This is a genomic window from Myxococcales bacterium, assembly GCA_016706225.1.
Classification (GTDB): Bacteria; Myxococcota_A; Polyangia; order Polyangiales; family Polyangiaceae; genus JADJKB01.
In genome coordinates, this window is the sequence record JADJKB010000002.1 from 159,259 (window position 1) to 183,886 (window position 24,628).

Annotated in this window: 27 protein-coding genes; 13 read left to right on the top strand and 14 right to left on the bottom strand. The window is 67.5% G+C overall.

Annotation, left to right across the window (positions count from 1 at the left end; all coding sequences use genetic code 11):
- Positions 1-6 precede the first annotated feature (6 nt).
- A complete protein-coding gene (locus IPI67_00840; protein ID MBK7578723.1) occupies positions 7-1,242 on the bottom strand; it encodes an SAM-dependent methyltransferase in 1,236 nt (411 codons plus the stop codon).
- Positions 1,230-2,852, bottom strand: coding sequence for a protein kinase (locus tag IPI67_00845; protein MBK7578724.1), 1,623 nt, complete (start codon positions 2,850-2,852; stop codon positions 1,230-1,232). The genes IPI67_00840 and IPI67_00845 overlap by 13 nt, the downstream gene beginning before the upstream one ends.
- 111 nt (positions 2,853-2,963) lie before the next feature.
- On the opposite strand from IPI67_00845, the gene IPI67_00850 reads away from it, so the two are divergent.
- The 4 genes from IPI67_00850 (at position 2,964) to IPI67_00865 (ending at position 5,769) form a co-directional block, all read left to right on the top strand.
- Complete coding sequence (locus tag IPI67_00850) at positions 2,964-3,839, top strand: hypothetical protein (protein MBK7578725.1); 876 nt, start codon at positions 2,964-2,966, stop codon at positions 3,837-3,839.
- Entirely contained in the window at positions 3,836-4,669 is an 834-nt protein-coding gene (locus IPI67_00855; GenBank protein MBK7578726.1) for a prephenate dehydrogenase/arogenate dehydrogenase family protein, read from the top strand. Before IPI67_00850 ends, IPI67_00855 begins: the two co-directional genes overlap by 4 nt.
- 110 nt (positions 4,670-4,779) lie before the next feature.
- Entirely contained in the window at positions 4,780-5,166 is a 387-nt protein-coding gene (locus IPI67_00860) for a hypothetical protein (protein ID MBK7578727.1), read from the top strand.
- 132 nt (positions 5,167-5,298) lie between these two features.
- Positions 5,299-5,769, top strand: a complete 471-nt coding sequence (locus IPI67_00865) for a hypothetical protein (GenBank protein ID MBK7578728.1) — start codon at positions 5,299-5,301, stop codon at positions 5,767-5,769.
- A 1-nt stretch (position 5,770) separates the two neighbouring features.
- On the opposite strand, the gene IPI67_00870 is transcribed toward IPI67_00865, so the two are convergent.
- From IPI67_00870 to IPI67_00885, 4 genes are all read right to left on the bottom strand, one after another.
- A complete protein-coding gene (locus tag IPI67_00870) occupies positions 5,771-6,340 on the bottom strand; it encodes a cyclic nucleotide-binding domain-containing protein (protein MBK7578729.1) in 570 nt (189 codons plus the stop codon).
- Positions 6,280-7,221 (bottom strand): hypothetical protein, encoded by a 942-nt coding sequence (locus IPI67_00875; protein MBK7578730.1) that lies wholly within the window; start codon positions 7,219-7,221, stop codon positions 6,280-6,282. The genes IPI67_00870 and IPI67_00875 overlap by 61 nt, the downstream gene beginning before the upstream one ends.
- An 83-nt stretch (positions 7,222-7,304) precedes the next feature.
- Positions 7,305-8,108 (bottom strand): TIGR02266 family protein, encoded by an 804-nt coding sequence (locus tag IPI67_00880; GenBank protein MBK7578731.1) that lies wholly within the window; start codon positions 8,106-8,108, stop codon positions 7,305-7,307.
- 2 nt (positions 8,109-8,110) lie between these two features.
- Positions 8,111-8,548, bottom strand: coding sequence for a GNAT family N-acetyltransferase (locus IPI67_00885; protein MBK7578732.1), 438 nt, complete (start codon positions 8,546-8,548; stop codon positions 8,111-8,113).
- A gap of 104 nt (positions 8,549-8,652) precedes the next feature.
- Here IPI67_00885 and IPI67_00890 point away from each other — a divergent pair, with 104 nt between their 5' ends.
- From IPI67_00890 to IPI67_00900, 3 genes are all read left to right on the top strand, one after another.
- Complete coding sequence (locus tag IPI67_00890) at positions 8,653-9,321, top strand: ribulose-phosphate 3-epimerase (GenBank protein MBK7578733.1); 669 nt, start codon at positions 8,653-8,655, stop codon at positions 9,319-9,321.
- Positions 9,318-10,709, top strand: a complete 1,392-nt coding sequence (locus IPI67_00895; protein MBK7578734.1) for a hypothetical protein — start codon at positions 9,318-9,320, stop codon at positions 10,707-10,709. Before IPI67_00890 ends, IPI67_00895 begins: the two co-directional genes overlap by 4 nt.
- 139 nt (positions 10,710-10,848) lie before the next feature.
- Complete coding sequence (locus IPI67_00900; protein MBK7578735.1) at positions 10,849-11,271, top strand: hypothetical protein; 423 nt, start codon at positions 10,849-10,851, stop codon at positions 11,269-11,271.
- 3 nt (positions 11,272-11,274) lie between these two features.
- Here the strand turns inward: IPI67_00900 and IPI67_00905 are convergent, their stop codons facing one another.
- From IPI67_00905 to IPI67_00915, 3 genes are read right to left on the bottom strand one after another with little or no spacing between them, the layout of a single operon-like run.
- A complete protein-coding gene (locus IPI67_00905) occupies positions 11,275-13,401 on the bottom strand; it encodes a DUF3488 domain-containing protein (GenBank protein ID MBK7578736.1) in 2,127 nt (708 codons plus the stop codon).
- Positions 13,402-13,424: 23 nt separating this feature from the next.
- The gene (locus tag IPI67_00910; protein MBK7578737.1) at positions 13,425-14,516 is read right to left on the bottom strand and encodes a DUF58 domain-containing protein; all 1,092 of its coding nucleotides are present in this window, start codon (positions 14,514-14,516) and stop codon (positions 13,425-13,427) included.
- A gap of 6 nt (positions 14,517-14,522) precedes the next feature.
- A complete protein-coding gene (locus IPI67_00915; GenBank protein MBK7578738.1) occupies positions 14,523-15,488 on the bottom strand; it encodes a MoxR family ATPase in 966 nt (321 codons plus the stop codon).
- Between the two features lie 128 nt (positions 15,489-15,616).
- Here IPI67_00915 and IPI67_00920 point away from each other — a divergent pair, with 128 nt between their 5' ends.
- Positions 15,617-16,258, top strand: coding sequence for an ABC transporter ATP-binding protein (locus IPI67_00920; GenBank protein MBK7578739.1), 642 nt, complete (start codon positions 15,617-15,619; stop codon positions 16,256-16,258).
- Here IPI67_00920 and IPI67_00925 read toward each other — a convergent pair.
- Positions 16,248-16,928 (bottom strand): dethiobiotin synthase, encoded by a 681-nt coding sequence (locus IPI67_00925; protein MBK7578740.1) that lies wholly within the window; start codon positions 16,926-16,928, stop codon positions 16,248-16,250. The genes IPI67_00920 and IPI67_00925 overlap by 11 nt on opposite strands.
- Complete coding sequence (locus IPI67_00930) at positions 16,901-18,016, bottom strand: 8-amino-7-oxononanoate synthase (GenBank protein ID MBK7578741.1); 1,116 nt, start codon at positions 18,014-18,016, stop codon at positions 16,901-16,903. Before IPI67_00930 ends, IPI67_00925 begins: the two co-directional genes overlap by 28 nt.
- 275 nt (positions 18,017-18,291) lie before the next feature.
- Between IPI67_00930 and IPI67_00935 the strand changes: the two genes are divergently transcribed.
- Together IPI67_00935 and IPI67_00940 are read left to right on the top strand one after the other, a co-directional pair.
- Positions 18,292-18,867, top strand: coding sequence for a hypothetical protein (locus IPI67_00935; protein MBK7578742.1), 576 nt, complete (start codon positions 18,292-18,294; stop codon positions 18,865-18,867).
- A gap of 47 nt (positions 18,868-18,914) precedes the next feature.
- Positions 18,915-19,250, top strand: a complete 336-nt coding sequence (locus tag IPI67_00940; protein ID MBK7578743.1) for a cell division protein ZapA — start codon at positions 18,915-18,917, stop codon at positions 19,248-19,250.
- Positions 19,251-19,253: 3 nt separating this feature from the next.
- On the opposite strand, the gene IPI67_00945 is transcribed toward IPI67_00940, so the two are convergent.
- The 3 genes from IPI67_00945 to aroB all read right to left on the bottom strand — a co-directional run bounded on the left by IPI67_00945 (position 19,254) and on the right by aroB (position 22,230).
- Entirely contained in the window at positions 19,254-19,814 is a 561-nt protein-coding gene (locus IPI67_00945; protein MBK7578744.1) for a hypothetical protein, read from the bottom strand.
- Positions 19,815-19,821: 7 nt separating this feature from the next.
- Positions 19,822-20,541, bottom strand: a complete 720-nt coding sequence (locus tag IPI67_00950) for a hypothetical protein (GenBank protein ID MBK7578745.1) — start codon at positions 20,539-20,541, stop codon at positions 19,822-19,824.
- Positions 20,542-20,670: 129 nt separating this feature from the next.
- Entirely contained in the window at positions 20,671-22,230 is a 1,560-nt protein-coding gene (aroB, locus tag IPI67_00955; protein MBK7578746.1) for a 3-dehydroquinate synthase, read from the bottom strand.
- A 49-nt stretch (positions 22,231-22,279) separates the two neighbouring features.
- Between aroB and IPI67_00960 the strand changes: the two genes are divergently transcribed.
- From IPI67_00960 to IPI67_00970, 3 genes are read left to right on the top strand one after another with little or no spacing between them, the layout of a single operon-like run.
- Positions 22,280-22,636: a DUF167 domain-containing protein gene (locus IPI67_00960; GenBank protein ID MBK7578747.1), complete on the top strand. Its 357-nt coding sequence runs from the start codon at positions 22,280-22,282 to the stop codon at positions 22,634-22,636.
- Positions 22,633-23,427 (top strand): diaminopimelate epimerase, encoded by a 795-nt coding sequence (dapF, locus tag IPI67_00965; protein MBK7578748.1) that lies wholly within the window; start codon positions 22,633-22,635, stop codon positions 23,425-23,427. Before IPI67_00960 ends, dapF begins: the two co-directional genes overlap by 4 nt.
- A gap of 58 nt (positions 23,428-23,485) precedes the next feature.
- On the top strand, positions 23,486-24,562 hold the full coding sequence (locus tag IPI67_00970; GenBank protein MBK7578749.1) for an isocitrate/isopropylmalate dehydrogenase family protein: 1,077 nt from the start codon (positions 23,486-23,488) through the stop codon (positions 24,560-24,562).
- The last annotated feature ends 66 nt before the right edge of the window (positions 24,563-24,628 follow it).

Genomic DNA, 24,628 nt, shown 5'->3' on the forward strand with positions numbered 1-24,628 from the left:
GAGGCGTCAGCCCCGTGCGCTGACGCAGAACTCGAACAGCTCGCGCTTGCTGGTGCGCTTGCGCAGTCGTGCGATTTTCGGCCGAGAAAACCCGGCTTTTTTCAGCTCAGCGGCCAAGATCTCCTCGACGGGCACGAGCACGTCGAAGAACTTCGAGTTGCCGACGACGTAGTGCACTTCCCCGCCGTCTGCCACGACGGCTCGCAAGCTCTTCAGGTGAGCCGCCATGTCGACGCAATAACGCTCGACGTAGCGTGACAGCACTTCGCTGTTCTTGCCGATCGCGGTGAGCAACCCCGGCAGGTCGCGGAACGAGCTCGCCGTACCCTTGGGCGCGCTCCAGCGACCAAGGTTGCTGGTGGCGGCGCCCCAGGTCCCACCGATGGCTTGCCAATCGAGCTCCCCCGCGGAGCGACCGTCCGCCAGGTGCCCGAGCCAGTACATGTAAGGCCGTAGCTCGCGGATGTAACTCATGCGGTTGGCGTAGGGCGGTGAGGTGATCACGGTTCCGAAGCGCCGTTTGCCGAGCGCCGTCGCCACGGCTCTGGCATCACCCTGCACGACCTCGCGGCGAACGGTCGGGAGTGGGACGGCGGCGGCCCGAGAGAGCGACGCGAAGCTGCTCTCGAGCTCGCGAGCGACGATTGCGCGGCTCTCGGCGGGAGTGCGCGCTGCGGCTTTGCCGAACGACATCGACTGATGACGAAAGCTCGCGGTCGACACGCTCACCAGCGTCCGACAGAAGGCCAGCCAGCACAGGTCCCGCGCGCGGCTGCTCGGCTCTTGGGCTCCGATCGCCGCGAAAGCCCGGGAAAGTGCCGACAAAGTGGCGGCGTCCCACCAGCGTTCGATGTTGTGGAGCGGGGGCGTCCAGGCGCTCGGGGCCCGGGCCGCGCGCACCGATTTCGCGGCGACCTCGACGGTCTTCGACGCCGCGGACAACGCGGCGGCGTCGTAACGGGCGGCCTTGGCCCGCGCCAGCCACACCAGGAATGGGTTCAGCTCGAGCGCCGTCGAGGGCACTCCGAGCTCGGTGCAAACGAGCAGCGTCGTGCCGCTACCCGAGAAAGGATCGAGCACTGGCAGATCGGCGCGCGCGCGCTTTGCCACGAGCGATTGCACCAGGTGCAACGAGTACGCTGGCGTCAAACGCAACCAACCGTGGCGAGTGTCGCGGCGATTGCCGCGGAAGCTGAAGCGGCCGACGCCAGTTGTCGGCGTGTGCCGCGTCACTTGGGGCATGGGACGGGCTTCAAGCCCTTCAGCCCGTCGGTGACGACTTCCTGGTAACACGGCTGGGCCGCGGGTCTTCCGCCTGCCGGCGCCGCCAGCTTGATGGTGACGGTCTGGTCGCTCTGCGCGAGCACCTTGGCCGTACCGCGCAGCTTGTTCTTGCGGGCCTCGAGCTCCAGCGTCTCGTCCTTCTTGGCCGTGACTTCGCACGGTGTGGTGTCGCAGACCTGGGCGCCACCCTTGAGCACCACCGCGCCGTCGGGCTCCGTCACGACCTTGATTTGAACGCCGCTGGGCGCGGCGACGGTGGCGCTCGTCGCAGGCTCCACGGGTGGGGCCGCCGTTTCCACGGGTTGCACCGTTGTGCTGGGAAAAGCCGGGGGTGGAGGCTCGACGCTCGCGACCGTCTTCGGGGCGGGCATGAATTTCACCGCGGCGGTGCCCACGGCGGCCAGCGTGACCACGGCCAGGGCGATCCAGACGCCCTTGCCGGAACGCCGCACGGGGATCTCTTCGCGTGTCACTCCGACCGGCATCGTGTCTGCGCGCACAGCCTGGTCCAGGCCGGCCGCATTCGGGTCGTGTGCGGCGCCGGGTTGCACGTGGGCGTGCGGCACGAGATCCGCCGCCGAGTCGCGGCCGAGGTTGCCGAACTCTGCGGTCGTGATCCCGGGCAGCGCACTCTTGCGGGCCAGGGGATCGAGCGCGGCCGCCTCCGGCGTGTTCATCAGCGCTGCCGCCAGCTCGCGCATGGACTGGAAGCGGTGGTCCGGGTTCTTTGCCAGCGCCTTGAGGATCACCGCCTCGAGATCGGGTGAGATGGCGACCTCGGGATTGATGGCGCGCATCGACGGTAGCGGGTCGTTCATGTGGGCGTTGAGCACCGCAAAGAAGGTGTCACCGGTGAACGGCACCGCGCCCGTCAACATCTCGAACAAGATGATGCCGGTTGCGTAGATATCCACGCGCAAATCGGCGTGTTTTCCGGCCGCCTGCTCCGGAGACATGTACTCCGGCGTGCCGAAGATCATGCCGGTTCGCGTCAGGCGCCGACGCGATGGTTCGTTCGCGGCGGCCTCTTCGTTGGTGCGAAGTTGTGCGATGCCGAAGTCGACGATCTTGACCGTCTCTTCTCCGTCCGCCGTGAGCTGGAGGAAGACGTTCTCGGGCTTGAGGTCGCGGTGCACCACACCCTTGCCGTGGGCCACCGACAACGCCTTGGCGATCTGCAGCATGATGCGCAGCGCGTGCTCGGCGGTGAGCACTCGGCAGTACTCGAGCTCGTCGGCCAGGTCCCGACCCTCGAGGAACTCCATGGCGAGGAAGAAGCAGCCGTCGTCGAGCTGGCCGAAGTCGAAGACGTCGAGCACGTTCGGGTGTTTGATCCGCGACGCGCTGATGGCTTCGCGCTGAAAGCGCGTGACCAGATCGGGCTTGGCGGAGTACTCGGCGCGCAGAACCTTGAGCGCGACCTTCTTCTCGATGGCCTGGTGCTCGGCGAGGTAGACCGTGCCCATGCCGCCCTGGCCAAGGCGCTGCAGCACCTTGTAACGCCCCGCGACGACCGTCCCGATCAGCTCGTCCGGTTGGCTCGCCATGGGCATCCGCCCCTGATTCATGCCGTCCACCTTGGCCCCAAACCATAGCTTCCCGCCGGAGCGGAGGCCAAGCCGAAGAACGGCAAGAACTCGGCTTCTCCGGCGGCCCCGTTTTGATACGCTGGTTCGTCCATGGTTGTCGTCATGGAGTCGGAGGCGCCGGACGCGGCGGTCGAGGCCGTCATCGCCTATCTGGTAGGTGCCGGTTTCGAGGTTCATCGTTCGAGCGGCCAAACACGCACGCTGCTCGGCGTGGTCGGAGACGTGACGGAGCTTCACGTCGCGGTCGCAAAGGACCTCGATTGGGTCGCGGATGTCGTGCGGGTCAGCGAGCCGTTCCGCTTGGCGTCGCGTCGCTTTCGCGAGGCCTCCACCGTGGCGGAGGGTCCGTGGGGCATCATCGGCGGACAGCGCCCCTGGGTGGCGATCGAACCGATCGGGCTGGGTGGTGGTGACGGGGACGAGAGCGGGCCGCCTTCCAGCGACGTCGGTTACGAGGTCGCTGCCGGGCGACCCTTCGATGCAGCGGTGAGTCGTGCGCGCATCGTGCCCGACAGTGTTGGCTCGCTAACGTGTCTGCCGCTGAAGGTGCGCGCTGCTTCGCCGACTCAGGTGAAGTTCGTCGAGCGAGGGCCGAGCTGGGGCGCCAACAAATGGATCGGCGCTGCCGAGCGCGAGCTCGCCCGCCAAGAAGGCTGTGTCGTGCTGCTCGAGGCCGGCGGCGAATATCCGAACGGTGCGCGCACGCTGGAAGTGGCCGCGATTGCGCGCGCCAAGATCCGCACGCATTTGCCGATCGTGGTCGATGTGGCCAGCATCGCGCAGCGCACGCGTTATTCGGCTGCTGTCGCCTGCGCGGCCATCGGTGCGGGCGCCGATGGCATCATTCTGCGGGTGTGGGTCGGAAAAGCAGACGTGCCCAGCCCCGTACCAGCGACCCTGCGCTGGGCCGACGCTGTGGAGCTCGCCGAGCGAGCTCGCGCAGTGGGCGCCGCCGTGCGGCGATGATCTGCATCGTCGGTTTTGGTCTGATCGGAGGTTCGATCGCCGCGGCACTCGCGGCTCGAAGGCCGGAAACGGAGGTCGTTGCGATCGACACTTCTTCCGCCATCGAGCCTGGCAACGACGAATTTTTCGGCGCGCGCGTGCTCGCCGCCGAGGCGAGTGAGGCCGTCGACGCCGAGCTGGCACGCGCGGACCTGGTGGTGCTCGCCGCTCCGGTCTCGGTGATCACGGCTGAGCTCCCGCGCGTGCTCAGCCTGGCCCGGGTGGTCACGGACGCAGGCTCGACGAAGCGGCAGATCGCAGAGGTCGCGGCGCGCTCTCGTCGTGCCGGAGTGTTTGTCCCCGGGCATCCATTGGCAGGAGGCTCGCGGTCCGGAAGAGCGGCCGCGCACGCCGAGCTTTTTGCTGGCAAGCGCTGGATCTTGTGTCCCGATGGCGCGAGCGAAGCGGCACTCGAGGCCGTGCGAGGCTTCGTCGTGGGGCTCGGCGCCGAGCCGGTGCTGATGAGCGCTGCCACTCACGATCGAGCGCTCGCACTCACGAGCCACGTGCCTCAGCTCTTGGCCAGCGTGCTGGTGGTCTTGTCCGAACGCAGGGGAAGCCGAGCGGCGGAGGGTCCGGGGTTTGCGAGCGCGACCCGCGTTGCCGGGGGAAATCCGGCGATCTGGCGGGACATCCTGGTCACGAACGCCGATGAGGTCGCAGCGGTGTTGCGGGAGCTTCAGGCCGAGCTGGGTAGGGTCGCTGAGGGTCTCGAACGAGCGGCTCCGGACGTCGAAGCAGCGCTCGCCCTGATCCACGAAGCGCGAGCGCGCGGCAGCTCGTCCGACTGAGCGTCGTGGCCGCGGGCTGGGCGCGCTTGGCTCTTGCGCCCGCGCCCCGCGTACCGGTTGCGTGTCTGGCCCACTGACGCGTGATACGTTTGGCCAGAGGATTGCTTCACATGACCCGCATGCGCCGCGTTCCACGATGGGTTTGGGCCCTTGGGCTCATGCTGTCATCCGCCGCGGGCTGCGATCTGAATCCGCAACCCGAGGTGCCGAGCGGCAACGAGACGGGTGGTTTTGGCGGGTCGGCCGCCGCGGGTGGAGGAGTTGGCGGCGCGAGCGTGGGCGGAGCAGCGGGCTCTTCCTTCGGCGGTATGGCCGGGAGCTCGGGCTCTGGGGGTGGAACGGGCATCCTCGACGGCGGAGTCCCGGGCCCGGATGCCGATGCGGACGACGACGCAGGAGACGCGGGTCCGGACGCTGACGGGGACGCGAGCGACGGAGAAGCAGGCTCCGACAGCGACGTCGGCGACGCGGTCGCTGACCCCGACGCCGCGGACTGAACATGCGCCACGACTGACCCTGGCGGCCGACAGGTGTGCCAGCATGTGCCGGTTTGGTGCAGCGAATCGCCCCAATTGGACCGCAGATCGTCACTGTGCCGCATGGCGCATGCTGTGCTAGTGTGTTGACACATGGCTCGCCGTTGGCTGCTCTTTCTGCTTGTCACAGCCTCCCTCGCCGCCTGTGATCTCAACCCACAGCCTGAGGTCCCCTCGGATCAAACCGGAGCTACGGGTGGTGTCCCCGCTGGCGGGGCGGGCGGAGTGGGAGCGAGCTCGGGCTTTGGCGGCGGCTCGCTACAGGATGGCGGCGGAGGCGCGTCGGGCGGAGCCGGCGGGGGCGCGGGCGGCGCGGCCGGTGGCGGTGGCGCAGCCGGAGGTGGCGGCGCGGCCGGAACTGGTGGCGCGGCCGGTGGTGGTGGCGCGGCAGGTGGCGGCGGCGTTGCGGGAACGGGTGGCGCCGGCGGCACGAGCCCAGTCGATGGCGGCGGCGATGCCGATCTGGATGGCGGGGGCGACGCCGAAGCCGACGCAGGAGACGGCGCGACGGGTGACGCCGACACGGACGCTGGCGACGCAGCGCTCGATTCAGCCTCGGATTGAGTCAGCCGGCGGCCGGGCCGCGGCGCACCAGGTAACTGTCGAGCACGTTGGCGATGAAGTCCGCCAAGATGCCGTCGGCAACGCGCAGGCGCCGGCTCAGCTCTCGCGCCAGGTTCAACACGATGATCGCGTACGACTTGACGTCGTAGCGGTAGAGCGCGTCGAGATCGGCGCTGGTCAAGCGCACGAGTCGCGTGGGCGCCAGAGTCCGGACCGTCGCGGAGCGCGGCTGTACGTCGACGACACTCATCTCGCCGAACCAGTCGCCGGGTCCGAGCATGGCCACCCTCGCGTCGATCCCGCGGTGGCTGCGCTTCAACACCTCGAGCTCGCCGTCGACGAGGATGAACATGTCGCGGGCCTCGTCGCCCTCACGAAACACCACCGTGCCGGCCGGCGGTGTCGTCACGGTCAGCGACGCCGACAAATGCGCGAGAACCTCGTCGCTGAGGGCGCCGAACAAACCGATGGCGCGCAGCTCCGCGGGTTCCACAGTCGAGGGCAGTCCGGTCAAGGTGTGCAAACTCCGTAGGTGATGCCGTCGACGATGACCTCGTTCGGCGAGGCCCATCCTTGGCACGTCTTACCGCTGCCGCAATCGCCCGTGAAGCTCACGCGGCACCACTTCTTGCAGTCGCCGTTGGAGAGGCATGCGTAGCCGGGCGCACACGCCGTTCCGTCCGCTAGGCATGCGCCCGCTGTGGTCGCAGTGCCCGCTTTTGCGCAGTCGGATTTCGGCGGAATGGCCTTCACGTCGGGGTAGCAGCTCAGACCGGGGCCGCACGCGGAGACCGGGTTTTGCAGCTCGCACTTCTTGGAGCAGACCTTCATGCCGGGAATCGGTTTGCTGGTCCCGGCGCTGGTGAACTGAACCTGGAAACACGCTCCGCCGGTCGCGCTGCAGTCCGCGTCCTTCTCGCAGTACGCCTTGCATGCGCTGCCAACACAGGCGTGGCCCTTCGTGCAGTCGTTCAGGTTGGTGCAGATGTTGTAGGGTGTGATCGTTCCTGCTGGTGTGCACTGCGTGGTGCCGGCTTCGCTGGTGACGTTGCACGCCTCCGAGCTATTGCACCCGCACTGCGGGGAGGTATCGCAAGCGCCACCAACTACCGGGGGGGTGCAGCCCGCAGTCCCGCCGGTCGAGCCGCCCGCGCCGCCGGTGGAACCACCGGTTCCGCCACCCCCGCTTCCAGCGCCGCCAATTCCACCGCTGGCGCCGCCCCCGCCGACCGCGCCCTGGCCCGCAACACCGCCCGCGCCGCCGCCGCCTCCCGTCAGCCCCGCGCCGCCGAAGCCGCCGCCGCCCGAGCCTGAAGTCCCGCCGGGACCTGCGTCGCCTGCGAATCCACCAAAGGCGCCGGAGCCACCGCCGCCACTGACGGACTCGGACTGAGCACAGTTCAAAATGCTCGCGAGGGAGCTGAAGCCAAGTATCAGGAAAAGCCTGCGCATGGATGCCTCCCGCGGACGAGCGAGCCGGAAAACCTTATCGCCTCTTGAGTATGAATGAAATCCGAGGGTCCGCCGGCCCTCGCTCAATCATCCCCGGATTGGTGGTAAATCGGCGAGCGCGCCCCGCAGAAGTCTTCGATCGCGTTCAGATCTTCTGCGTCGACCTGCTCGAACGCGACACCCATTCCCGGGGCCATGTCATCGCGCGCGTCCACGGTCCAGCGCACGACCCCGCGCGCTTTGACCGCTCTTCCATCCGGGAGCACGAAGTTCACCGTCACCTGAGTGCCCGGCGGCTGAGGTTTGTAGGTGGCCACGAAGAGTCCGCCCCGCGAGAGGTCTCGGGAGAGTCCGGTGTAGAAATGCGACTGACTGGCGAGACCGATGTCGACCTCGACGAACACGCGGTCCCCGCCGGCGCGTTGGTTCCGCCCGGCGAAGTCGTCCCGCTCTGGAGGCGCCCCGGTGGGCTCCGGGGCTGGGGGCGCGAGCGCCGGCATCGAGTCCGGGTCGCCAAAAATGTCCAGGATGACCCGGCGGCGGCGGCGCTGGTGTGTTCGCGCTACGGGATAGAGTAACGCCAGCGTTCGCGCCAAGGCCTCGACCGCGGCGTCGACGGCCGGGCCCGGCGGCAGTCCCTGAAGCACGCCGAGGGCGTGGCTCAAATGCGCGATCGCGGCTCGGATGCTGCGATAGTCCTCGGAAGCTGGCGAATCCGTCTCGAGCTCGTAGAGCGTGCTGCTGGCCTGCGCCAGAAATTCGATGGCCTTCTCCAGCTCCCCGTCGCTGGGAGCCCCTTGAAGCCCGGCCGATGCCTCAGCGAGAATGGCCCGGGCTTCGCGTGCAGATCGCACCTCTGCCGTACGCGCGTTAGCGACGCTGGTCATGGTCAGAGAACCTTGTTGAACACCACACGCGGCCGGGCAGGGCCCGCGTAATCTTCAACCGCTGTCACGGTCCAGCCCGTGGCTTTGTGGAACGCGATCGAGCCCTCGTTGCCGACGGTCGTGATGGCCTTGAGCCGCGCGCAACCCTGAGCGCGGCACTCTTCTTCGAAGCTCTGATAGAGCACCTTGCCGACGCCACGTCGGCGATAATCCGGGTGGATCCCCACCAAATGCACGTAGCCGGTCTTGGGTGCAGCCTGGGCGATGAAGCCGAACAGGAAACCGACCAGGATGCCGTCGTGCTCGACCACGCGGGCCAACTGCCCGAGCTCGTAGAAGAATAACGGGTGGGCCAGGGCGCTGGTCGGGCCACCCCACCATCGGTCGATGACCTGGACGATGTGGTCGTAGTCCTGCTTGCCGAGGGAACGCGTGATCATCGCTTCGTCGCTCGACCCGACGATATCACGCTCGACTTGACGGAGTGTCGACAAACCGGGGGAGGCCTGGCAGCGCTGAGGCAGCTCGTGTATCCCCGGAGGGCATGTCGAGCCCGCTCCGAATCGCGCCGTCCATTCTGAGCGCCGATCTGGGGCGCCTTGCCGAAGAGATCCAGGCAGTCGAACGCGGAGGCGCGGACTGGATTCACGTCGACGTGATGGACGGGCGATTCGTGCCGAACATCAGCTTGGGCCCGGTGGTGGTCCGGGCGGCGCGGGCGGCCACACTTTTGCCGTTGGATGTCCACCTGATGATCGTCGAACCGGAACGTTACGTGGAGGCGTTCGCGGAGGCCGGGGCCGACGTGATCAGCGTTCATGTAGAGGCGAGCCTGCACCTGCAGCGCACCCTCGCGGAGATCCGGCGTCTGGGGAAGAAGGCCGGCGTCGTGCTGAACCCGCACACACACGAGAGCTCGATCGAGCACGTGCTCGACGACCTGGACCTGATTCTGGTGATGAGTGTGAATCCGGGCTTTGGTGGCCAGCGGTTCCTGCCGTCGGCCTTGCCCAAGCTGCGCGCGCTCCGCGGCATGATCGAACAGAGAGGCCTGGCCATCGACTTGGAGGTCGATGGCGGAGTCGCGCCGGACACCGCGCGCAGTGTGATCGAGGCGGGCGCCAACGTGCTCGTTGCGGGCTCAGCCGTCTTCGGCCAGTCGGATCGTGCCGCTGCCATCCAGGCACTCCGGGCCCAGACGGGCACGAAATGAGGCCCACCGTCGCGCTGGCCTGCGGGCTCCTTCTGGTGAGCTGTGGGCCGGCCCCGACCGCGGAGGCCCCACACGCTTCGCCAACGGCCCCGCCCGCAAACCCGCTCGTCGAAGCGGTGGACGCTGGCGTGGGAGCCAGCCCGGAGGCCGAGGCCGATCGTATCGTTGCCGGAGCACTTCGCGTCGTGGAACGTCATCGCGAGCTCGCGGCGAAGGGTCCCGTGAAGGGTCACTCCATCAGCCGCGCCGAGATGGTCGCGTTCGTGAAGAAGGAGCTGGCGACGGAGGTGCCCCCGGCCATCATCGGCGCCGAGACCCAGATGCTGTTCGCGCTCGGGGTCGTGCCGGCGAGCTTCGACTATGAAGAGAGCTTGCTCGAGTTGATGGGCTCGCAGCTGGCTGGTTTTTACGATCCTAAACAGAAGGCGATGTTCCTGGCGCGCGACCTGCCGCCCGCCGAGCGCAGCGCGACCCTGGCCCACGAGCTGGTCCACGCGCTGCAAGATCAGCACTACGACCTGGAAAAGCGCCTCAAGTTTCGCGAGGACTCGGGCGATGAACAGAGCGCGATTCACGCTCTCGCCGAGGGTGACGCAACCAGCGCCATGCTCGATCACGTGCTGGCCACCCGGGGGCTCCGGGCCGTAGACGTCTCCGACGAGATCATCAGCCTCGAGGCGCGGGGCGCCATCGAGCTGTCCATGGAGTCGGCCAATGTCCCGGGCATCCTCAAACGATCGGTGGTTTCGCCGTACATCGACGGCCTTTCGTTCGTGAACTGGTCCCGCCGGCGTGGGGGCTGGGCGAGTGTGGACGCGATCTGGCGTGATCTTCCGTCCACCACCGAACAGCTGCTCCACCCCGAAAAATACGTCTCGCGCGAGAAAGCCGAGCCGGTCCCCATCCCGTCCGCGCCGCCCGGCGGCCCTACCGAGGTCATCTACCGAGACATCCTGGGTGAGCAGTCAGTTCGGATTCTGCTCGAGGAATGGATGCCGCGCCGCGCGGCCGCGGAGAGCGCGAGCGACTGGGCTGGCGATCGCGTCGCGGTGTTCCGAAAAGAGAATCAGTACGCGCTAGCCTGGCATCTTCGCTACGACAACGAAGCCGCTGCGACGCGCGGCCTCGCGGCCTTCGCCCGGGGCGTGCTTCGCCCAGCTGGAGCACGCCCCGCCGAGTACGTGTCGCCGGATCGCGCCAAGGCCGCCGCGAAAGCCAAACACGTGTGCGCCGAGCGCAGCGCCGCGGGCCCCATCGCAGCGGTCCTGGCGGGTCGCGATGTCGCGCTGGTGGCGGGGCCGTTCGCGCGCGAGGGAGCCGGGCCGAAGGGGCTCAGCAAGTGCGCCGAGGCTACTCGGTGGGCCGGCGCCGTGGCGAAGCAGCGCTGACGCCCGTGTCCTACTGACCCCTGCCCGCCGTCAGGCTGACACCGGCCGCCGCCCCCGGCCGGGGCGGAAAACCCAGAAAAACGCGAGAAGCCGCGACCCCTGGCGCTGGCACGAAGCGTGCTTATCAATAATCGTCTTCATGCCCCCCCCTCCCGCAACCTGGCTCGCGCTGCTCGCAGCCACCACGCTCGGCGTGGGCGCTCTCGATCAGGTCAGCGCCTGCATCTCGGGGGGACTCTCCGGTGAGGACAGCTATCGCCTCGTCGTACACACCTACGCGCCGGAGAGTGTCGACGCCGAGGGACGCGTTGCACCCCGGGCTCGACCACGCGGCTCCATGCAGCGCGCGGTGAGCGCCGAGGAGCTCGCGCGGGGCGTTCCCGTGAACGTGGTTCAGGTGGGTGTGAGCGCCACGGACCCCGTGGTCATCGCCTGGGTCGAGCGCGGCGAACCGACGCTCGAGCTGGACGCCTTGACGGCGCGACCGGACCCCGGCGCTCTGATCGGCGTGTCACGCACGCGGCCGGGCGAGCGCGCCCACGTCGTGGTCAAGCCGAGCTGAGCCTCACGCCGCTGCAGCTTCTCGCGGGCGCACCTGTCGAAGGGCCCGCACGCGTTCGCTGAACTGACTGCGCTCCGCATCGTCCAGGCGGCGCTCGCCGAAGCGCGCGTCGATGTAGATCTGGGTCAGCGCGAGCACTTCATCTGCCGCCGGATGGCCGAGTGCTACGAGACCCAGGGCGTGCGCCAACGGCGGAACACTCGCGGGTCGCGGCACCCCGAGCAGGACCAGCACGGCCTCGAGGGAGCGGTAGAGCGCAACGATGCGCTGCACACTCAGCTCGTCGGGTTTGGGCGGATCTTTGTTTTCGGCAGCCGTCCGCCGGGTGCGGCGCAACCAGTACACACCCGCGCCGATCAGCGCGATTCCAAGCCCGAAGAGCCACATGCGCCGCGGTGAACCGAGGCTGTCGAGGACCGCGGACTTGCTGCGCAAAGAAGCGTAACGATTGCGCACCGTGCGAAACAGCGAGACCTGCTGTTTCAGATCGTAACCCACCACGTTTCGATTCCAGCGTTGCGCCGCGGCTTCGACGAAGTCCCGCATGAAGGCCAATGCGCCTGTGATTTCACTCTGAGGTGCCGCGTCGGAGGGCGGCGTGGGATCAAAACGAGTCCAGCCCGCACCGTCGATGTAGACCTCGACCCACGAGTGAGCGTCCCCTTGCCGCACGGCGTAATAACGCCCGAAGCGGTTGAAGGTTCCACCCACGAAGCCGGTGACGTTGCGCGTCGGGACCCCCTGCGTGCGCAAGAGCACCGCCATCGCCGTGCTGTAGAACTCACAGTGTCCGCGCTTGGATTCGAACAGAAAGTGGTCGAGCGGGTTCTTTTCCGCGCCGGACGGCGAGGCCAGATCGTAGCGGTATTCACTCCGCAGACGGGCCTCGACCGCCGCCGCCTGCGCTTGCGGACTCTTTGTGTTGGCGGTCCACGTGCGGGCAAGTTCGGCCACTCGGGGTGGCAAGTCGGCGGGCAGGCTCAGATAACGGGCGCGATCCGCGGCACTCATCGGGCGCGGCGGAGGTTCGTTCTTGCCCGCCAAGAAGATCTCGTAACGCAGGCCTCGGTCATCGACGCTGACGTATTTGAACTCCCCCTCCGGCCCTGCGAGCACGGTCGTGCTCGTTCCGAGCACGGGCGCGCCGCGCCCCACCAGCCGCAATGCGACGGCATCGTTCGGGAGGAAGACCACCGGCGGATCGATGGGCTCGAGATCGACGGTGAGCTTCGAATCCCGTGAGACGTCCGGCGCGCGCCGGATCCGAACGGTACTGCCCAGCATGTCAGCCGGCGCTCGCTGCGTCGAAGAGCGGGACCAGCTTCGCCCGTCGGTGGTGTCGAAGGCCGTGCCGCGCAGGTAGAGCGCGATCCGCAGCGGTGGGTTCTCCGAAAGCTCGGCGGGCTCCACGCGCATGGCGATGGTTGGGTCGCTACGCAGCGTTCCGACGCCGCCGAGGTCGACCTTGTCCGAAAACCCGATCATGCGCTCGGGCCGACCGTGGTTCAGCAGCAGCAGGCTGAGCCCCACGCGCGGGAACATCACGAAGATGACCGCGGTGAACAGGAAGATCGGCACCGAGAGCAGGCAGGTGAAGAGCAGGAACTGTTTGCCGATGACCCGGCGACTGCGCAGGATTCGAGGTACATCGACCGGCAACCCCGTGCGGTCCCGCGCACCCTGACGGTAGTTGCCCTCGACCTCTCTGCGCAGGTGGCTGAGCACCAGCGCGCCGGGGGCAACGATCAGAAACCCCAGAAAACACAGGCCGTAGGCCAGTCCGCCGCCGAGCACCGTGCCTGCGATCAGGTGGAGCAAGGCGAGCACGACGACCTGCTGGTCGTGCGCCGCCCCGCGCCGTGTTGCCAGACGAACGACCTGAAGGCCGGCGGCAAACTCCACCGCAAGCTGCAACACCGGCGCGCCGAGCACCAGACGCCCGAGCTGCAGCGCCAGCAAGCCGACCGGAGCGACCACGCCCAGGTGACGCATCAAACGCCCGTCCTGCCAGCGCTCGGGGAGGGCCAGCGCCGCCGCCAACCCGACGATCACCGCGATGGCAATCCAGCGGTTCAGCTCGCCGCTGGTCACCAGAGCCAAGAGTCCGAGCGCCGCAAGCGCGTCGGTCATGAGCCGATGAACGAGACCGAACCTCACGCCGCCTCCGGTGGTTTTGCCGCCAGCGGCGCATCCGCGGGTTTGGGCGGCAGACTGCCCTTGCCTGGACAAGCCTCGAGGAGGGCGAGGAACCTGAGCAAGGGATCGGCGCCGACCGAGGCGTCGGCTCGCACCCGGTCCCCTGTCGTGCAGCGCACGGTGACCCCGTCTCCACGTTTGATGTGGGCAACGGCCCGCGACGCCACGTCACGGATTCGCCGCTCGAAGCGGATGCTCCAGTCCTCGGCTGGGGTCAGGCCAGGATGTGTTGGATCCAGGCTCAGCTCGACGTCCCGTCGGGTCTCTCTCGCGCGCTCGCGCAGCACCATCTGGGTCATCATGGTGCTCTTGCGCCAGTAGATGTCTCGCGGGTCGTCGCCGTCGCGCATCGGTCGAACGCCCACGATCTCGTCCCCCGAGCCACGGCCAAATGCGCCCTCTCCACCCAGTCGGCGCCCCGCTTGATCGGTCGGGAGTCGGACCACGTCGACGGCGGGGTAGATGATCAGATCTCCCTCGGCGCCGAGTTCCCGAGATTTCTCGAACAGGCCGAAGGGAAATCGAGTGGCAACGCGAAAGCCGACGTGGCGGTCTCGGCCGCGGCGCGCGGGGGTTCGGCGGTATGCGGCGACCTGCGCCGATCGGGGGCTGATCTTCAGGAAGAAACAGCGTTTGTCTGCGGGCTGACCCGCACGCAGATCTTCGATCTCGATCGCGTAGGACGGGACGCGCTGCTTGTGGTTGTAGACCTCGATTTCGACCAGATGGGCTCGCCCAACCTGGGCGCGAGGGGGCAGCCGGCGCACCACTGTCAGGTGCCGCAAGGACAGCTCACTCATCACGCCAGAGACCACGATCAAGGACAGCAGCATGCCCAGGAGCAGATAGAGCAGGTTGTTGCCCGTGTTGATCGCTGCGAACCCGACACCGAAGGTGATGCCGATGAAGTACTTCCCCTCACGCGTCAGCCGCAGCTTGCGGGGCGGGCGGAACCAGCGTCGGAGCTTTCCCCACCAGCCCTTGGGTGGAGTCGGATCTTCCAGCGCGCGCTGGACCTTCGGATGGGTCGCGAGGCGGGCGCCAGCCACGGCGCCTCAGAGGGGCACGGGCACGCGGGCGACGACGTCTCGCACCGCAGCCTCGGCTTCTTCCCGTGTCGGGACGTAGCCCTCGGCGTGGGCCGCCAAGCGGACTCGGTGGGCCAGGAGAGGGACCGCCAGGTCGTGGATATCGTCGGCGATGCAGTAGCGCCGTCCCTGGATCAACGCCCGGGATTTGGCGGCCCGCGACAGGTTCATGCCGGCTCGGGTGGACGCACCCAAGGCCAGAGTCGGCGTCGAGCGGGTCGCCGTGATCAACGCCTGCAAATAGGTGCCTAGCGCGCCGTCGACCACAACCCGGTCGACCTCTCGCTGCAGTTCGACCAGGGACTGGGGGTCGAGCACCACCGGGACGTTCTCGATCCGATCCAGGTCCGGTTCGAGCATCAGCCGGGTCTCGACGTTCGGCGGCGGGTATCCGATGCGCAGCCGAACCATGAATCGATCGAGCTGCGACTCGGGCAGCGGGAACGTGCCGGTGAAGTCCTGCGGGTTCTGCGTCGCAACGACCAGGAAGGGATCCGGCAGCGGGATGGTCTTGCCGTCAATCGACACCTGGCCGTCGTTCATCGCCTCGAGCAGCGCGGACTGGGTGCGTGGGCTCGCGCGGTTGATCTCGTCCGCCAGGAGCACATTGGAAAAAATCGGGCCCTGGCGCAGGAAGAAGTCTCCGGCTCGCTGATCGAACACCGAGACACCGAGCACGTCGCTGGGCAACAGGTCGCTCGTGAACTGAACGCGCCGCATCTCGCCACCGACTGAGCGAGCCAGCGCGCGGGCCAGGGTAGTCTTGCCGACCCCGGGCACATCTTCGATCAGCAGGTGACCGCGGGCGAGGAGCGCGATGAGCGCCAGCTCCACCACCGCGGTCTTGCCCTCCAATGCCCGCTCGACGGCGCGCTGGAGCTCGGCGAGGCGCTCGATGCGCTCATTCTCGACGGCGACGGCGGAGGAAGACATCGGGGCAGAGGGTAGCACGGAGATCCGGGGGGAACTTCCCGACCAGAATGGATGAGTAGCACGAACGGCCGAAGATTCGATGCCCGAGCGCCCAACCCCCTTGGGCTGCCTGTGATATCGATGCGCGCGTGAGTCACATCGAGCGCATCGAGGTCCGCGCGGTCACCCGCCTCTTTGGCGCGACCCTGGCCCTCCGAGGCGTGACGGTGGACTTCTCCGCCGGCGAGCTCGTGTTCCTCGAGGGGCCGAATGGGGCGGGTAAGAGCACACTACTTGCGGTCGTGGGGACAGTGCTCGCGCCGAGTAGCGGGTCGGTCAGCTACGAGCCGGTGGGCTCCGATCGCGAGGCGGCTCGCGCGCACATCGGCTGGGTCGCGCACGAATCGCATTGTTATCGTGAGCTCACGGGTCGGCAGAACGTCGAGCTTGCGGCGCGCCTTCGCGGCGTCGAGCCGAAGGCTGCGTGGGAGACTGCGTGCGCGCGTGTTGGTGCGGCATCGTTTGGAGAGCGGCGTGTGTCGATGCTGAGCCGCGGGCAGCGACAACGAATCGCGCTGGCTCGCGCGCTCGTGCACGAGCCGGCCATTCTGCTGCTGGACGAGCCGTTTTCCGGGCTGGATCCCGCGAGCTCGGAGCGCCTCGAGCAGGTACTGCTCGACGAGCGAAAGCGCGGCGCGATCGTGCTCGTCGTCAACCACAGCCCGGGGCTGGCTCAGAAGCTCGACGCTCGCACCGTGCGCATCGAAGGCGGGCGAATCGTCAGCGGTTGAGGCGGGCAAAGATCGCTTCTGCCAGGTCCGTAGCGTCGCCGTCGTTGTGGCCGAGAACCAGCGCCGGAGTGCAGATGCCCAGCTCGTGCAGCTCGCGCGCGTTCGTGCCCGTCGAGGAGTCCCGCCCCGGCGTCGAGAGCACGACGAAATCCGGGGAGCGCCCGAGCGAGTGCATCGCGATCAGCGTGGCTGTCATCGCGTGAAGCACCCCCAGAGAGTCCGGGCCGACCAGCACCAGCACGGCAGGGTCCAGAGCTCGAGCGAGCTCGAAATTGCGCACGGTCCGGCTCAGGGGCGAAAGCGCGGCGCCCGCCGTTTCAATCACCGAGAAACTGTATGGCAACGTAGTGCCAGATAGGGCCAACAACTGCTCCTGGTGCTCCACCCACTGAAGGACCTCCCGGAGCTCGATGGCCGTGCCCTCGAGCTCTGCTGCCAGGTGCGCGGACACCGCATGGCTCAGCGCAATCCCTGGATGCGGAGTGGGCAGGAAGGGGTTCTCTTCGTCGAACGAGCGGGCGTCGGCGTCCCCGCCCGACTCCACTGGCTTGAGGGCGACGGCGTCACCGAAGCATCGGAGCGCTCGCGCCAAGGCACGCGTGACGTGAGTCTTCCCAACCCCGGTCCCCGTACCGAGGATGACTACGCGGTGATGGCTTCGATCAGACATGCTGCAAGTCTTTCAGTGCTCGCCTCGTCGAGAGCCGAAGATACCGTGATGCGCAATCGCGCGCTGCCTGCCGGCACGGTTGGCGGTCGGATCGCACAAGCTCGAAAGCCGGCAGCCTGAAGGCGCGATGCGCAGCTCAGCGCGCGGGCGTTGTCACCCAGCACGATCGGAACGATGGGCCCCAGCGACGTTGGTGGGAGCACCACGCCGGCATCCGCAAGCCGTCGGCGCAACCTTGCCGCCGTGGCCAGCAGCCGTGCGCGTCCGGCATCATCGCTCCGGGCCTGACGCACGAGTTCGAGGGCGATCACGCTCAACACCGGTGAAGTACCAGTCGAGAACACCAAGCTCCGGGCGCGATTCCACAGCCACTGATTCAGCAGGCGCACCCCCGCCACGAATGCTCCCTGCAATCCGACGGCCTTCCCGAGCGTCCCGACCAGCACGTCCGGCCGGATCCCGGCGGCGACGCACAGTCCCGCGCCGCCCGGCCCAAACACCCCGAGGGCGTGGGCCTCATCAACGATCAGGCCGGCGGAGTGGGTGTTGCAGACCTCCCGGAGCCCTGCCAGGTCTGGCTGATCCCCGTCCATGCTGAAGTACGACTCGGTAACCACCCACTTCCGCGGATGGGAGGACTGCTTCAACGCGCGTGCAACGGCGTCCACGGAGCAGTGCCCCGCCACCGCCACATCCGCGCGAGAAAGCCGGCAGCCATCGATGATTGAGGCGTGATTCAGGGCGTCGGAAACGACCAGATCCCCTCGACTTGCCAGGGCCTGAAGGACCCCGACGTTTGCCGCGTACCCGCTGGAAAAGAGCAGCGCCGACTCGAGTTGCACCCAGTCAGCCAGTTCTGCCTCGAGCGCGAGGTGGTGATCGGTCGTGCCGAAAATGAGCCTGGAAGCGCCCGCTCCCGTCTCTGCGGCCTCACAGGCGAGCAGTGTTGCACGTGAAACAGGCTGGCGGGCGTAGCCCAGGTAATCGTTGGAGGCGACGTCAATCAGCGTGGGCCGGCCGGCAGACAGTTCGCGCAGAGCCCCGGCGGTTTCCAGGTCTTTCAGGGATTCTTGCAGGAAATTGAGCATCCGTGGGCTCAAGAGATAGCAGGTCGCGAGGCACCACAGGGAGGAGAAGCAAGCGGCAAGGTTGAACCGAACTTCCTGCTCTCGAGGAACACGCCGGTTCGGGCCTCCCTGTTCCATCTGAGGCTCAAGAATACCAACAAGTTTTTATTAGATAAATACAAGTAAATACAAATACATGCAGCAGATATCACGGGCGCGTAGCGAGACTTCAAGCCGAATTTCCGCTACAGAGTGCCCTTTCTTGCCGACGCAAGAAAACTCTGTAGTGTTTCTGTGTGGCCCCTCGCGGGCAGTATCAACGCGGACTGAGCCAGGCGGAGCGGTGGGCGCTCCACCGGAGCGCGCTGATCCGCGCGACGGCGGAGGTTTTGAGCGAGCGCGCCACGCTGAACGTCGACAGCGTGGTGAAACGCGCGGGCAAGGGTCGCAACACGTTCTACGCGCACTTCGCCAACCTGGAACAGGCGACCCGCGCGGTGGAAAGCAGCGCGGCGATGCTCGTTGCCGCGCGCGTGGACGCGGCTCTCAGGACTGCGGTGACGCCTCGCGATCGCTTGCGACAGGTGGTCGCCGCGTGGTTGTCCGCGACCCATGAAGCGCCCGAGCTGATCGGCGCTTTTCTATCTTCCGTGGGGAGCTCCCGCTGCGCGGCTCTCGCCCGACAGCAGCTGCGCAACGCGCTCGAAGATGCCCGGCGCGCGGGTTTGATCACCGGCGCGGTCGACGAAGCGCGCTTGCTCGCAGGCGTGGGCTCCTTTCAAGCGCTCGTCCGCATCCACCTCGAGGGTCGCGCGACGGCGGAGGTGCTCGAGCGTGTTGCGGTGGACGTGCTCTTGCGGCTCTTTCGCTGAAGAGTGGGGCCATTTCCATTCGGAGGCGCAGGTGCTACGGTCGTCTCATGAGCCGCTCGCCGGTCGAGCTTCGAGTCGGAGGACAGACCTATCGGGTCGTTGCGTCCGCTGCCGAAGACGAGCTCAAGCGACTCGCCGACCTCGTCGACGGCCGCCTGCGCGAGCTGGCGGGGCCAGGCCGTTCGGTTTCGCCGCAGACCCTCCTGCTCGCTGCCATCTCGCTGGCGCACGATCTCGAGGAGGAGCGTGCTCGCCGGGAGAGCGTGGAGCAGCGTTCCCGCGAGATGCTCCGCAGCGTGCTCACGCGCATCGATGCGGCGCTCGAGACGCTGCCCGACGACGACGATCACACTGGCGCCGAGGCCGGCGCTCCAGAGCTCTGACTCTCAGTCGTCTTCGGGGCTGCCGCGCAGCCACTCGTAGCCGATGATGAACGGCAGGACCAGGAGCAGCCCGTCGACTTGCGCGGTGATCACGATGGCGTTCTCGCGCTGCCCCCGGAGATCCTGTTCGTAGCCGAGCAGGAGGCCGCCCGCCATCACGTAGCTCGAGTGAAAATTGTACGAGCGACTGCCGACGAACAACCAGCCGGAGACGCCGGGCTGCCAATCATTTTCGTGGCGGGCGTAGCCGCCCAGCGACAATGCGATGGGGAAATACTGGGTGACCGGCAGCAGCAACGTTGCGCCGCCACCCAGGCGGAGGTCATCGAAGCCGGCGGTCGTGACGCCGAGAAACGGCCCGGCGCTGATGTCCGAATAGCGCTGGCGTCCGAGCATCAAGTCGGCGCGAACGCCGTTGTACCAGCAGGTGTCGCTGAAGTAGCTGCCGTCGCTGCCCTTGCCGCAGAGGCCCGTGATTGCGCTGGCGTTCCATTGCGGATCGGCAGCAGCAGGGTCGGCGGCGCACAGCGTCGTCACGAGCGCCGACAGGGCGACGCGCCTCATGAAGCCGTCAACCGCCAGGGGTCTGGCACGCGGGGTCAGTGGCGGAGCAACTCCTGCAGTCGACGTACTCATCCTGCCCCGTGTAGCAGGGCAGCGGGTCGTCCGTCGTCTCGCCACCGATGCAGACGTAGTTCGGCAGCGACGCGGGATCTGCGGCGGAGAGCGGGTAGGTGATCAGGCACTTGTCGCAGGTGTAGACGGGGTAGCGCAGCGCCGCAGAGGTGATCTCCGTCCCCCCGAGAGTGTCGCCGAAGGCGCGCACCTCGACCAGGTAGAGCCGATCGGGCTGGGCGATGCCGGGCGGGATGAGGGTCGTCGCGATGACGCCATAGCCGGGATCTTCACCGGTTCCGACGTCCACGAAGCCGACTCCGGGCACGGTGAACGCGGCGACGATGTTCTCCTGATCATCGAGCAAGGTGATCTCGGCGCCCTTGAGCACGACACGATTGGACTCGTTCCGGATCAGAGTCTTGGCGCCGCGGCGCACGAGCTGGTTCCCGACCAGCAGGGCCGCGTTGTAGGTGTCGCGGAAGTGCAGGTCGAGTGTGCCGCCCAGCAAGATGGTGGAGTTCGGGTCACCCTTCGCGAGGCACTCGCCAGCGTCCAGCTTGAGGACGCCGCGGACGAAGAGCATCGTCTCGTTCTCGGCGCAGCCCTGCGTCGCGAGGACGGCAGGGGCCAGGAGCCCAGCGATCACAACTGCCTTGGTGATGAAGCGGCGCATTAGAACCTCGATGTCGGGGGCCTGTGCTCGAGAGAGCGAGCACGACACCCGAAGTGTATCGACTGCGGCCGGCACACGCCAAGAATCGCGACGTAGTTCGAGTGCACTTCACTAAGTCTGCGCGTCCGCTCAGGAGCTGAGGGTGAGTCGACGCAATTGTTCCAGGGGAATTGACTGTGTTTCGACGCGACCTGGCTCGGAGACCAAGACGAAGTGGATGTAGGTGCCGAGACGCTTTTTGTCTCGCGAGAGGAAATCGACGGCATCGCCGATGGGCGCGTCGGCGAGGGAGGTGGGCAGCGACAGGCGTGTGAGCAGCTCGGTGACGCGCTCCACGTCTGCGCTCTTCGTCACTCCGAGACGTTGCCCGATGCGCAGCGCCGCGACCAGACCGAGGGAGACCGCCTCACCGTGGGTGAAGGTGCGGTAGCCCGTGCAGGCTTCGAGCGCGTGCCCCACGGTGTGACCCAGATTCAGCACGGCACGCAGGCCGGTCTCGCGTTCGTCGCGGGAAACGACGCGCGCTTTGGTGATGATGCTGCGCTGTACGATTTCGATCAGCAGGGCGGGGTCGCGGGCGAGAACCTGCTCGGTCCGAGACTCCAGAACACCGAGCAATGCCGGATCACCGATCAGTGCGCTCTTGACCACTTCGGCCAGCGCGCCACGAAAACCGCGATCGGGTTCGGTGGCGAGCAGCTCGATGTCACACACGACGCCGGCAGGCTGCCAGAACGCACCCACCGCGTTCTTGGCGTCGGCGAGATCGACAGCGGTCTTGCCCCCGACGGAGGCGTCTACCATCGCGAGCAGTGTCGTGGGCAGCGCCAGCCAGCGTGTGCCCCGCATCCAGGTGGCGGCCGCGAAGCCTGTGATGTCACACACGACACCGCCGCCGAACGCGACGAACAGGCTCCCGCGATCGAGCCCGCCATCGAGGGCCGCGCGCCACACGCGCTCCAGCGTTGCGGGTGTCTTCTGCTCCTCACCCGGAGCCAGCGCGAGCACGCGGGCGTTCGGCAGGGCACGGGAGAGGGTGCCACCGTGGGCTCTCTGCACGTTTTCGTCGGTCACCGCCAGCACGCTGGTCGGTCGGCCCAGGAGCGCGCCCAGGCGCTCTTCGAGCACATTGGCACCGACGTCCACGGCGTAACTTCGCTCACCGGCCGCGACCGCAATGGGCTCCCGCTTCCAGATACCTCTCACGGCACGGGCGCAAGCGTCGATGTCCATGTCATTCGTGGATACCCGGGCGTGAGCCTCGGCATACGCGGAGCGGCGGGTTTCCATCAGGTCGCGAGCCCGGGAGGTCGGGTCCGAGACGCTCAGGAGCGGGCGAGGTGCTCCGAGCGAGCGCGTGACGACGACCTCGACCGGCGCCTCCAATGTGACGACCGTCGCGTGCTCCAGTGCCTGGAGACGCAGCTCGCGATCCAGGAGTGCACCACCGCCCAACGCGACCACACGTCGGCTCGGATCGCCCAGGACCCGCTCCAGCTCTTCGCGTTCGAGTTGTCGGAACTCGTGCTCGCCGCGCGACGCGAAGATCTCCGAGACGCTGACGCCCACCCGGCGTTCGACCCGCTCGTCCAGATCTTCGAAGGGCACCCCCTCCAACTCGGCAACACGACGGCCGACCGTCGATTTGCCAGTGGCCATGAAACCGTTGAGCAGGAGGGGCCGCGTCATGCTTGAACATGTGAACTTGCCCCAATCGTGCGCTGACACCCACGGGAAAATGTGCGCCTTGCCCGAGCAGAGTGGAAAGGGGCTAGGCTGGTGGTGCGTGGACGCCCTCGAGATTGAACCAACGGACGCCGGCGTCAGGCTGCGAGTTTGGGTCAAACCGCGGGCCTCCCGCAGCCGCGTGTGTGGGATCCGTCAGGGCAATCTCGAGGTCGCGGTCGCAGCGCCCCCGGTGGATGGGCAGGCGAATCAGGAGCTGTGCGCGTTCGTCGCAAAACAGCTCGGTGTGGCCAAGAGTGCGGTCCGCTTGGTCGCCGGCGAAGGGTCCCGGACGAAGACCCTGGCAATCGACGGAGTCGACGCCACACTGCTCAGGCAGAAACTTTCGCAACCAGGCGGGCGGCCGTGAGGTTCGACAAATACCAGGGGCTCGGGAACGACTTCATCGTCGTCGACGCGGATCGGACCGACGCGATCAGCCCGGAACGCGCACAAGCCTTGTGTGATCGCCATTTCGGAATCGGCGCGGACGGAGTGCTCCTGGTCGAGCGACCCGTCAGCGCGGGCGCCCGCGCTCGCATGGTGGTGCTGAACGCGGACGGCACGCGCCCGGAAATGTGCGGCAACGGGATCCGTTGCGTCGCGCTACACCTTGCCCGGGCCGACGGCTCGCCGGCGGCGAGTTACGTCATTGATACCGATGCGGGGCCGCTCTTGTGCGAGGTGGAGCGCAAAGGTGACTCGGGGTTCGTCCGCGTCGGCATGGGCCGAGGGCAGGTCTTGCCAGACGTGAGCGTGGAGCTCGATGGCAGGCGGGTGGTCCTCAGTCGGGTGTCGATGGGTAATCCCCACGCCGTGAGCTTCGACGAGCCCCTCGATGCAGCGCACGCGGATCGTCTCGGGCCTCTGGTCTCGGGTCAGATCGCTGGCGGGTCGAACGTGGAGCTGACCCGGGCGAGAGCGGATGGCGCCTTCGATCTCGTCGTCTGGGAGCGCGGTGTCGGGCGAACCTTGGCCTGCGGGACTGGCGCCGCGGCCGCGGCTGTCGCTGCGGTTCGCTCTGGCCGGGCCAGCTACGGCGCGGCGGTGGGCATGCATCTGCCGGGCGGGAAGCTCGAGATCGCGGTGGCGGAGGGAACACTCGAAGTGAGCATGCGCGGCCCGGCTCGTCGGGTGTTCAGCGGAGAGACGAGTGATTGAGACCCGCGCCCGCGGATAGGCTCTCGACGCCGTGTCGGGGCGCGAATACACCGGGAGCGTGCCCGACAAGAAGAAGAAGAAGATCGCGATCATCGGCGGGGACGGCATTGGGCCAGAGGTAACGCGCGAAGCCACTCGACTGCTCGAGTCCTACGCCTCTCGCGGACTCCCCATCGATCTGTGGCAGCTCGATCTGGGGGCGGACCGTTTCCTGCGCGACGGGACGACGCTGCCGAAGGAGATCTTCATCGCCATCCAGCGCGAGTGCGCGGCAGTGCTGCTCGGGGCACTGGGTGATCCTCGGGTGCCGACCATGGAGCATGCCCGGGACATCCTGTTCGGCATGCGCTTCGGGCTCGACCTCTACGCGAACATCAGGCCGGTGAAGTCGCTGGCAGACCGACTCGTTCCGCTGAAGGGGCGCGGCAAGCAGGACGTCGACTTCGTCGTCTTTCGCGAGAACACCGAGGGTGTGTACGTCGGCGTGGGCGGGCAGGTGAAGCGCGGTACGCCCGACGAAATTGCCATCAACGAGGACATCAACACGCGCAAGGGCGTCGAGCGGATCGTGCGAGCCGCGTTCGAATTCGCACGCACCCATGGCCGCAAGAAGGTCCACATGGCGGACAAGTCGAACGCAATGCGCCACGCCCATGAGCTCTGGCTCCGGGTCTTCGACGAAGTTCGGCGCGAATATCCCGAGATCCAAGCCAACCACGTCTACATCGACGCCCTCTGCCTGTACCTGGTGCAGGACCCGAGCCAGTTCGACGTGGTGGTGACCAACAACCTGTTCGGCGACATCATCACCGACCTTGGTGCAGCATTTCAGGGCGGGTTGGGCATGGCGGCGAGCGCAAACGTGCACCCCGCGGTTCCAGGGAAGGTCGGCCTGTTCGAGCCCGTGCACGGGTCAGCGCCACCGCTTGCGGGGAAAAGCCTCGCCAACCCGTTCGCGGCGCTGCTGACGGTCGGCATGCTCCTGGCGCACCTGGGCTGGCCCGAGGAGGAGCGGCGCATCGAAGGCGCCGTCGCGGACGCCCTGGAGGCCGGGAAGTGCACCAAGGACGTCGGAGGGTCGCTCAGCACGGAAGAAGCGGCCCAGGCGGTGCTCGAGCGGCTGGCTCAGGCCTGACCCGTGCCCGGGCCGGCCGGGATCCGAAAAATGGGGCATCCGTCCGGCATGTGATAGGGCCGGGAC

Bases quoted from the DNA above. Each gene is read 5' to 3' on its own strand.
- aroB (MBK7578746.1), bottom strand. From the start codon at position 22,230: ATGACGCGGCCCCTCCTGCTCAACGGTTTCATGGCCACTGGCAAATCG.
- IPI67_00860 (MBK7578727.1), top strand. From the start codon at position 4,780: ATGACCCGCATGCGCCGCGTTCCACGATGGGTTTGGGCCCTTGGGCTC.
- IPI67_00940 (MBK7578743.1), top strand. From the start codon at position 18,915: ATGAGCCGCTCGCCGGTCGAGCTTCGAGTCGGAGGACAGACCTATCGG.
- IPI67_00850 (MBK7578725.1), top strand. From the start codon at position 2,964: ATGGTTGTCGTCATGGAGTCGGAGGCGCCGGACGCGGCGGTCGAGGCC.
- IPI67_00865 (MBK7578728.1), top strand. From the start codon at position 5,299: ATGGCTCGCCGTTGGCTGCTCTTTCTGCTTGTCACAGCCTCCCTCGCC.
- IPI67_00875 (MBK7578730.1), bottom strand. From the start codon at position 7,221: ATGCGCAGGCTTTTCCTGATACTTGGCTTCAGCTCCCTCGCGAGCATT.
- IPI67_00900 (MBK7578735.1), top strand. From the start codon at position 10,849: ATGCCCCCCCCTCCCGCAACCTGGCTCGCGCTGCTCGCAGCCACCACG.
- IPI67_00950 (MBK7578745.1), bottom strand. From the start codon at position 20,541: ATGCGCCGCTTCATCACCAAGGCAGTTGTGATCGCTGGGCTCCTGGCC.
- IPI67_00870 (MBK7578729.1), bottom strand. From the start codon at position 6,340: ATGGGCCTCGCCGAACGAGGTCATCGTCGACGGCATCACCTACGGAGT.
- IPI67_00925 (MBK7578740.1), bottom strand. From the start codon at position 16,928: ATGTCTGATCGAAGCCATCACCGCGTAGTCATCCTCGGTACGGGGACC.
- IPI67_00930 (MBK7578741.1), bottom strand. From the start codon at position 18,016: ATGCTCAATTTCCTGCAAGAATCCCTGAAAGACCTGGAAACCGCCGGG.
- IPI67_00945 (MBK7578744.1), bottom strand. From the start codon at position 19,814: ATGAGGCGCGTCGCCCTGTCGGCGCTCGTGACGACGCTGTGCGCCGCC.
- IPI67_00895 (MBK7578734.1), top strand. From the start codon at position 9,318: ATGAGGCCCACCGTCGCGCTGGCCTGCGGGCTCCTTCTGGTGAGCTGT.
- IPI67_00845 (MBK7578724.1), bottom strand. From the start codon at position 2,852: ATGAATCAGGGGCGGATGCCCATGGCGAGCCAACCGGACGAGCTGATC.
- IPI67_00890 (MBK7578733.1), top strand. From the start codon at position 8,653: ATGTCGAGCCCGCTCCGAATCGCGCCGTCCATTCTGAGCGCCGATCTG.
- IPI67_00905 (MBK7578736.1), bottom strand. From the start codon at position 13,401: ATGACCGACGCGCTTGCGGCGCTCGGACTCTTGGCTCTGGTGACCAGC.
- IPI67_00855 (MBK7578726.1), top strand. From the start codon at position 3,836: ATGATCTGCATCGTCGGTTTTGGTCTGATCGGAGGTTCGATCGCCGCG.
- IPI67_00840 (MBK7578723.1), bottom strand. From the start codon at position 1,242: ATGCCCCAAGTGACGCGGCACACGCCGACAACTGGCGTCGGCCGCTTC.
- IPI67_00885 (MBK7578732.1), bottom strand. From the start codon at position 8,548: ATGATCACGCGTTCCCTCGGCAAGCAGGACTACGACCACATCGTCCAG.
- IPI67_00915 (MBK7578738.1), bottom strand. From the start codon at position 15,488: ATGTCTTCCTCCGCCGTCGCCGTCGAGAATGAGCGCATCGAGCGCCTC.
- IPI67_00880 (MBK7578731.1), bottom strand. From the start codon at position 8,108: ATGACCAGCGTCGCTAACGCGCGTACGGCAGAGGTGCGATCTGCACGC.
- IPI67_00960 (MBK7578747.1), top strand. From the start codon at position 22,280: ATGTGCGCCTTGCCCGAGCAGAGTGGAAAGGGGCTAGGCTGGTGGTGC.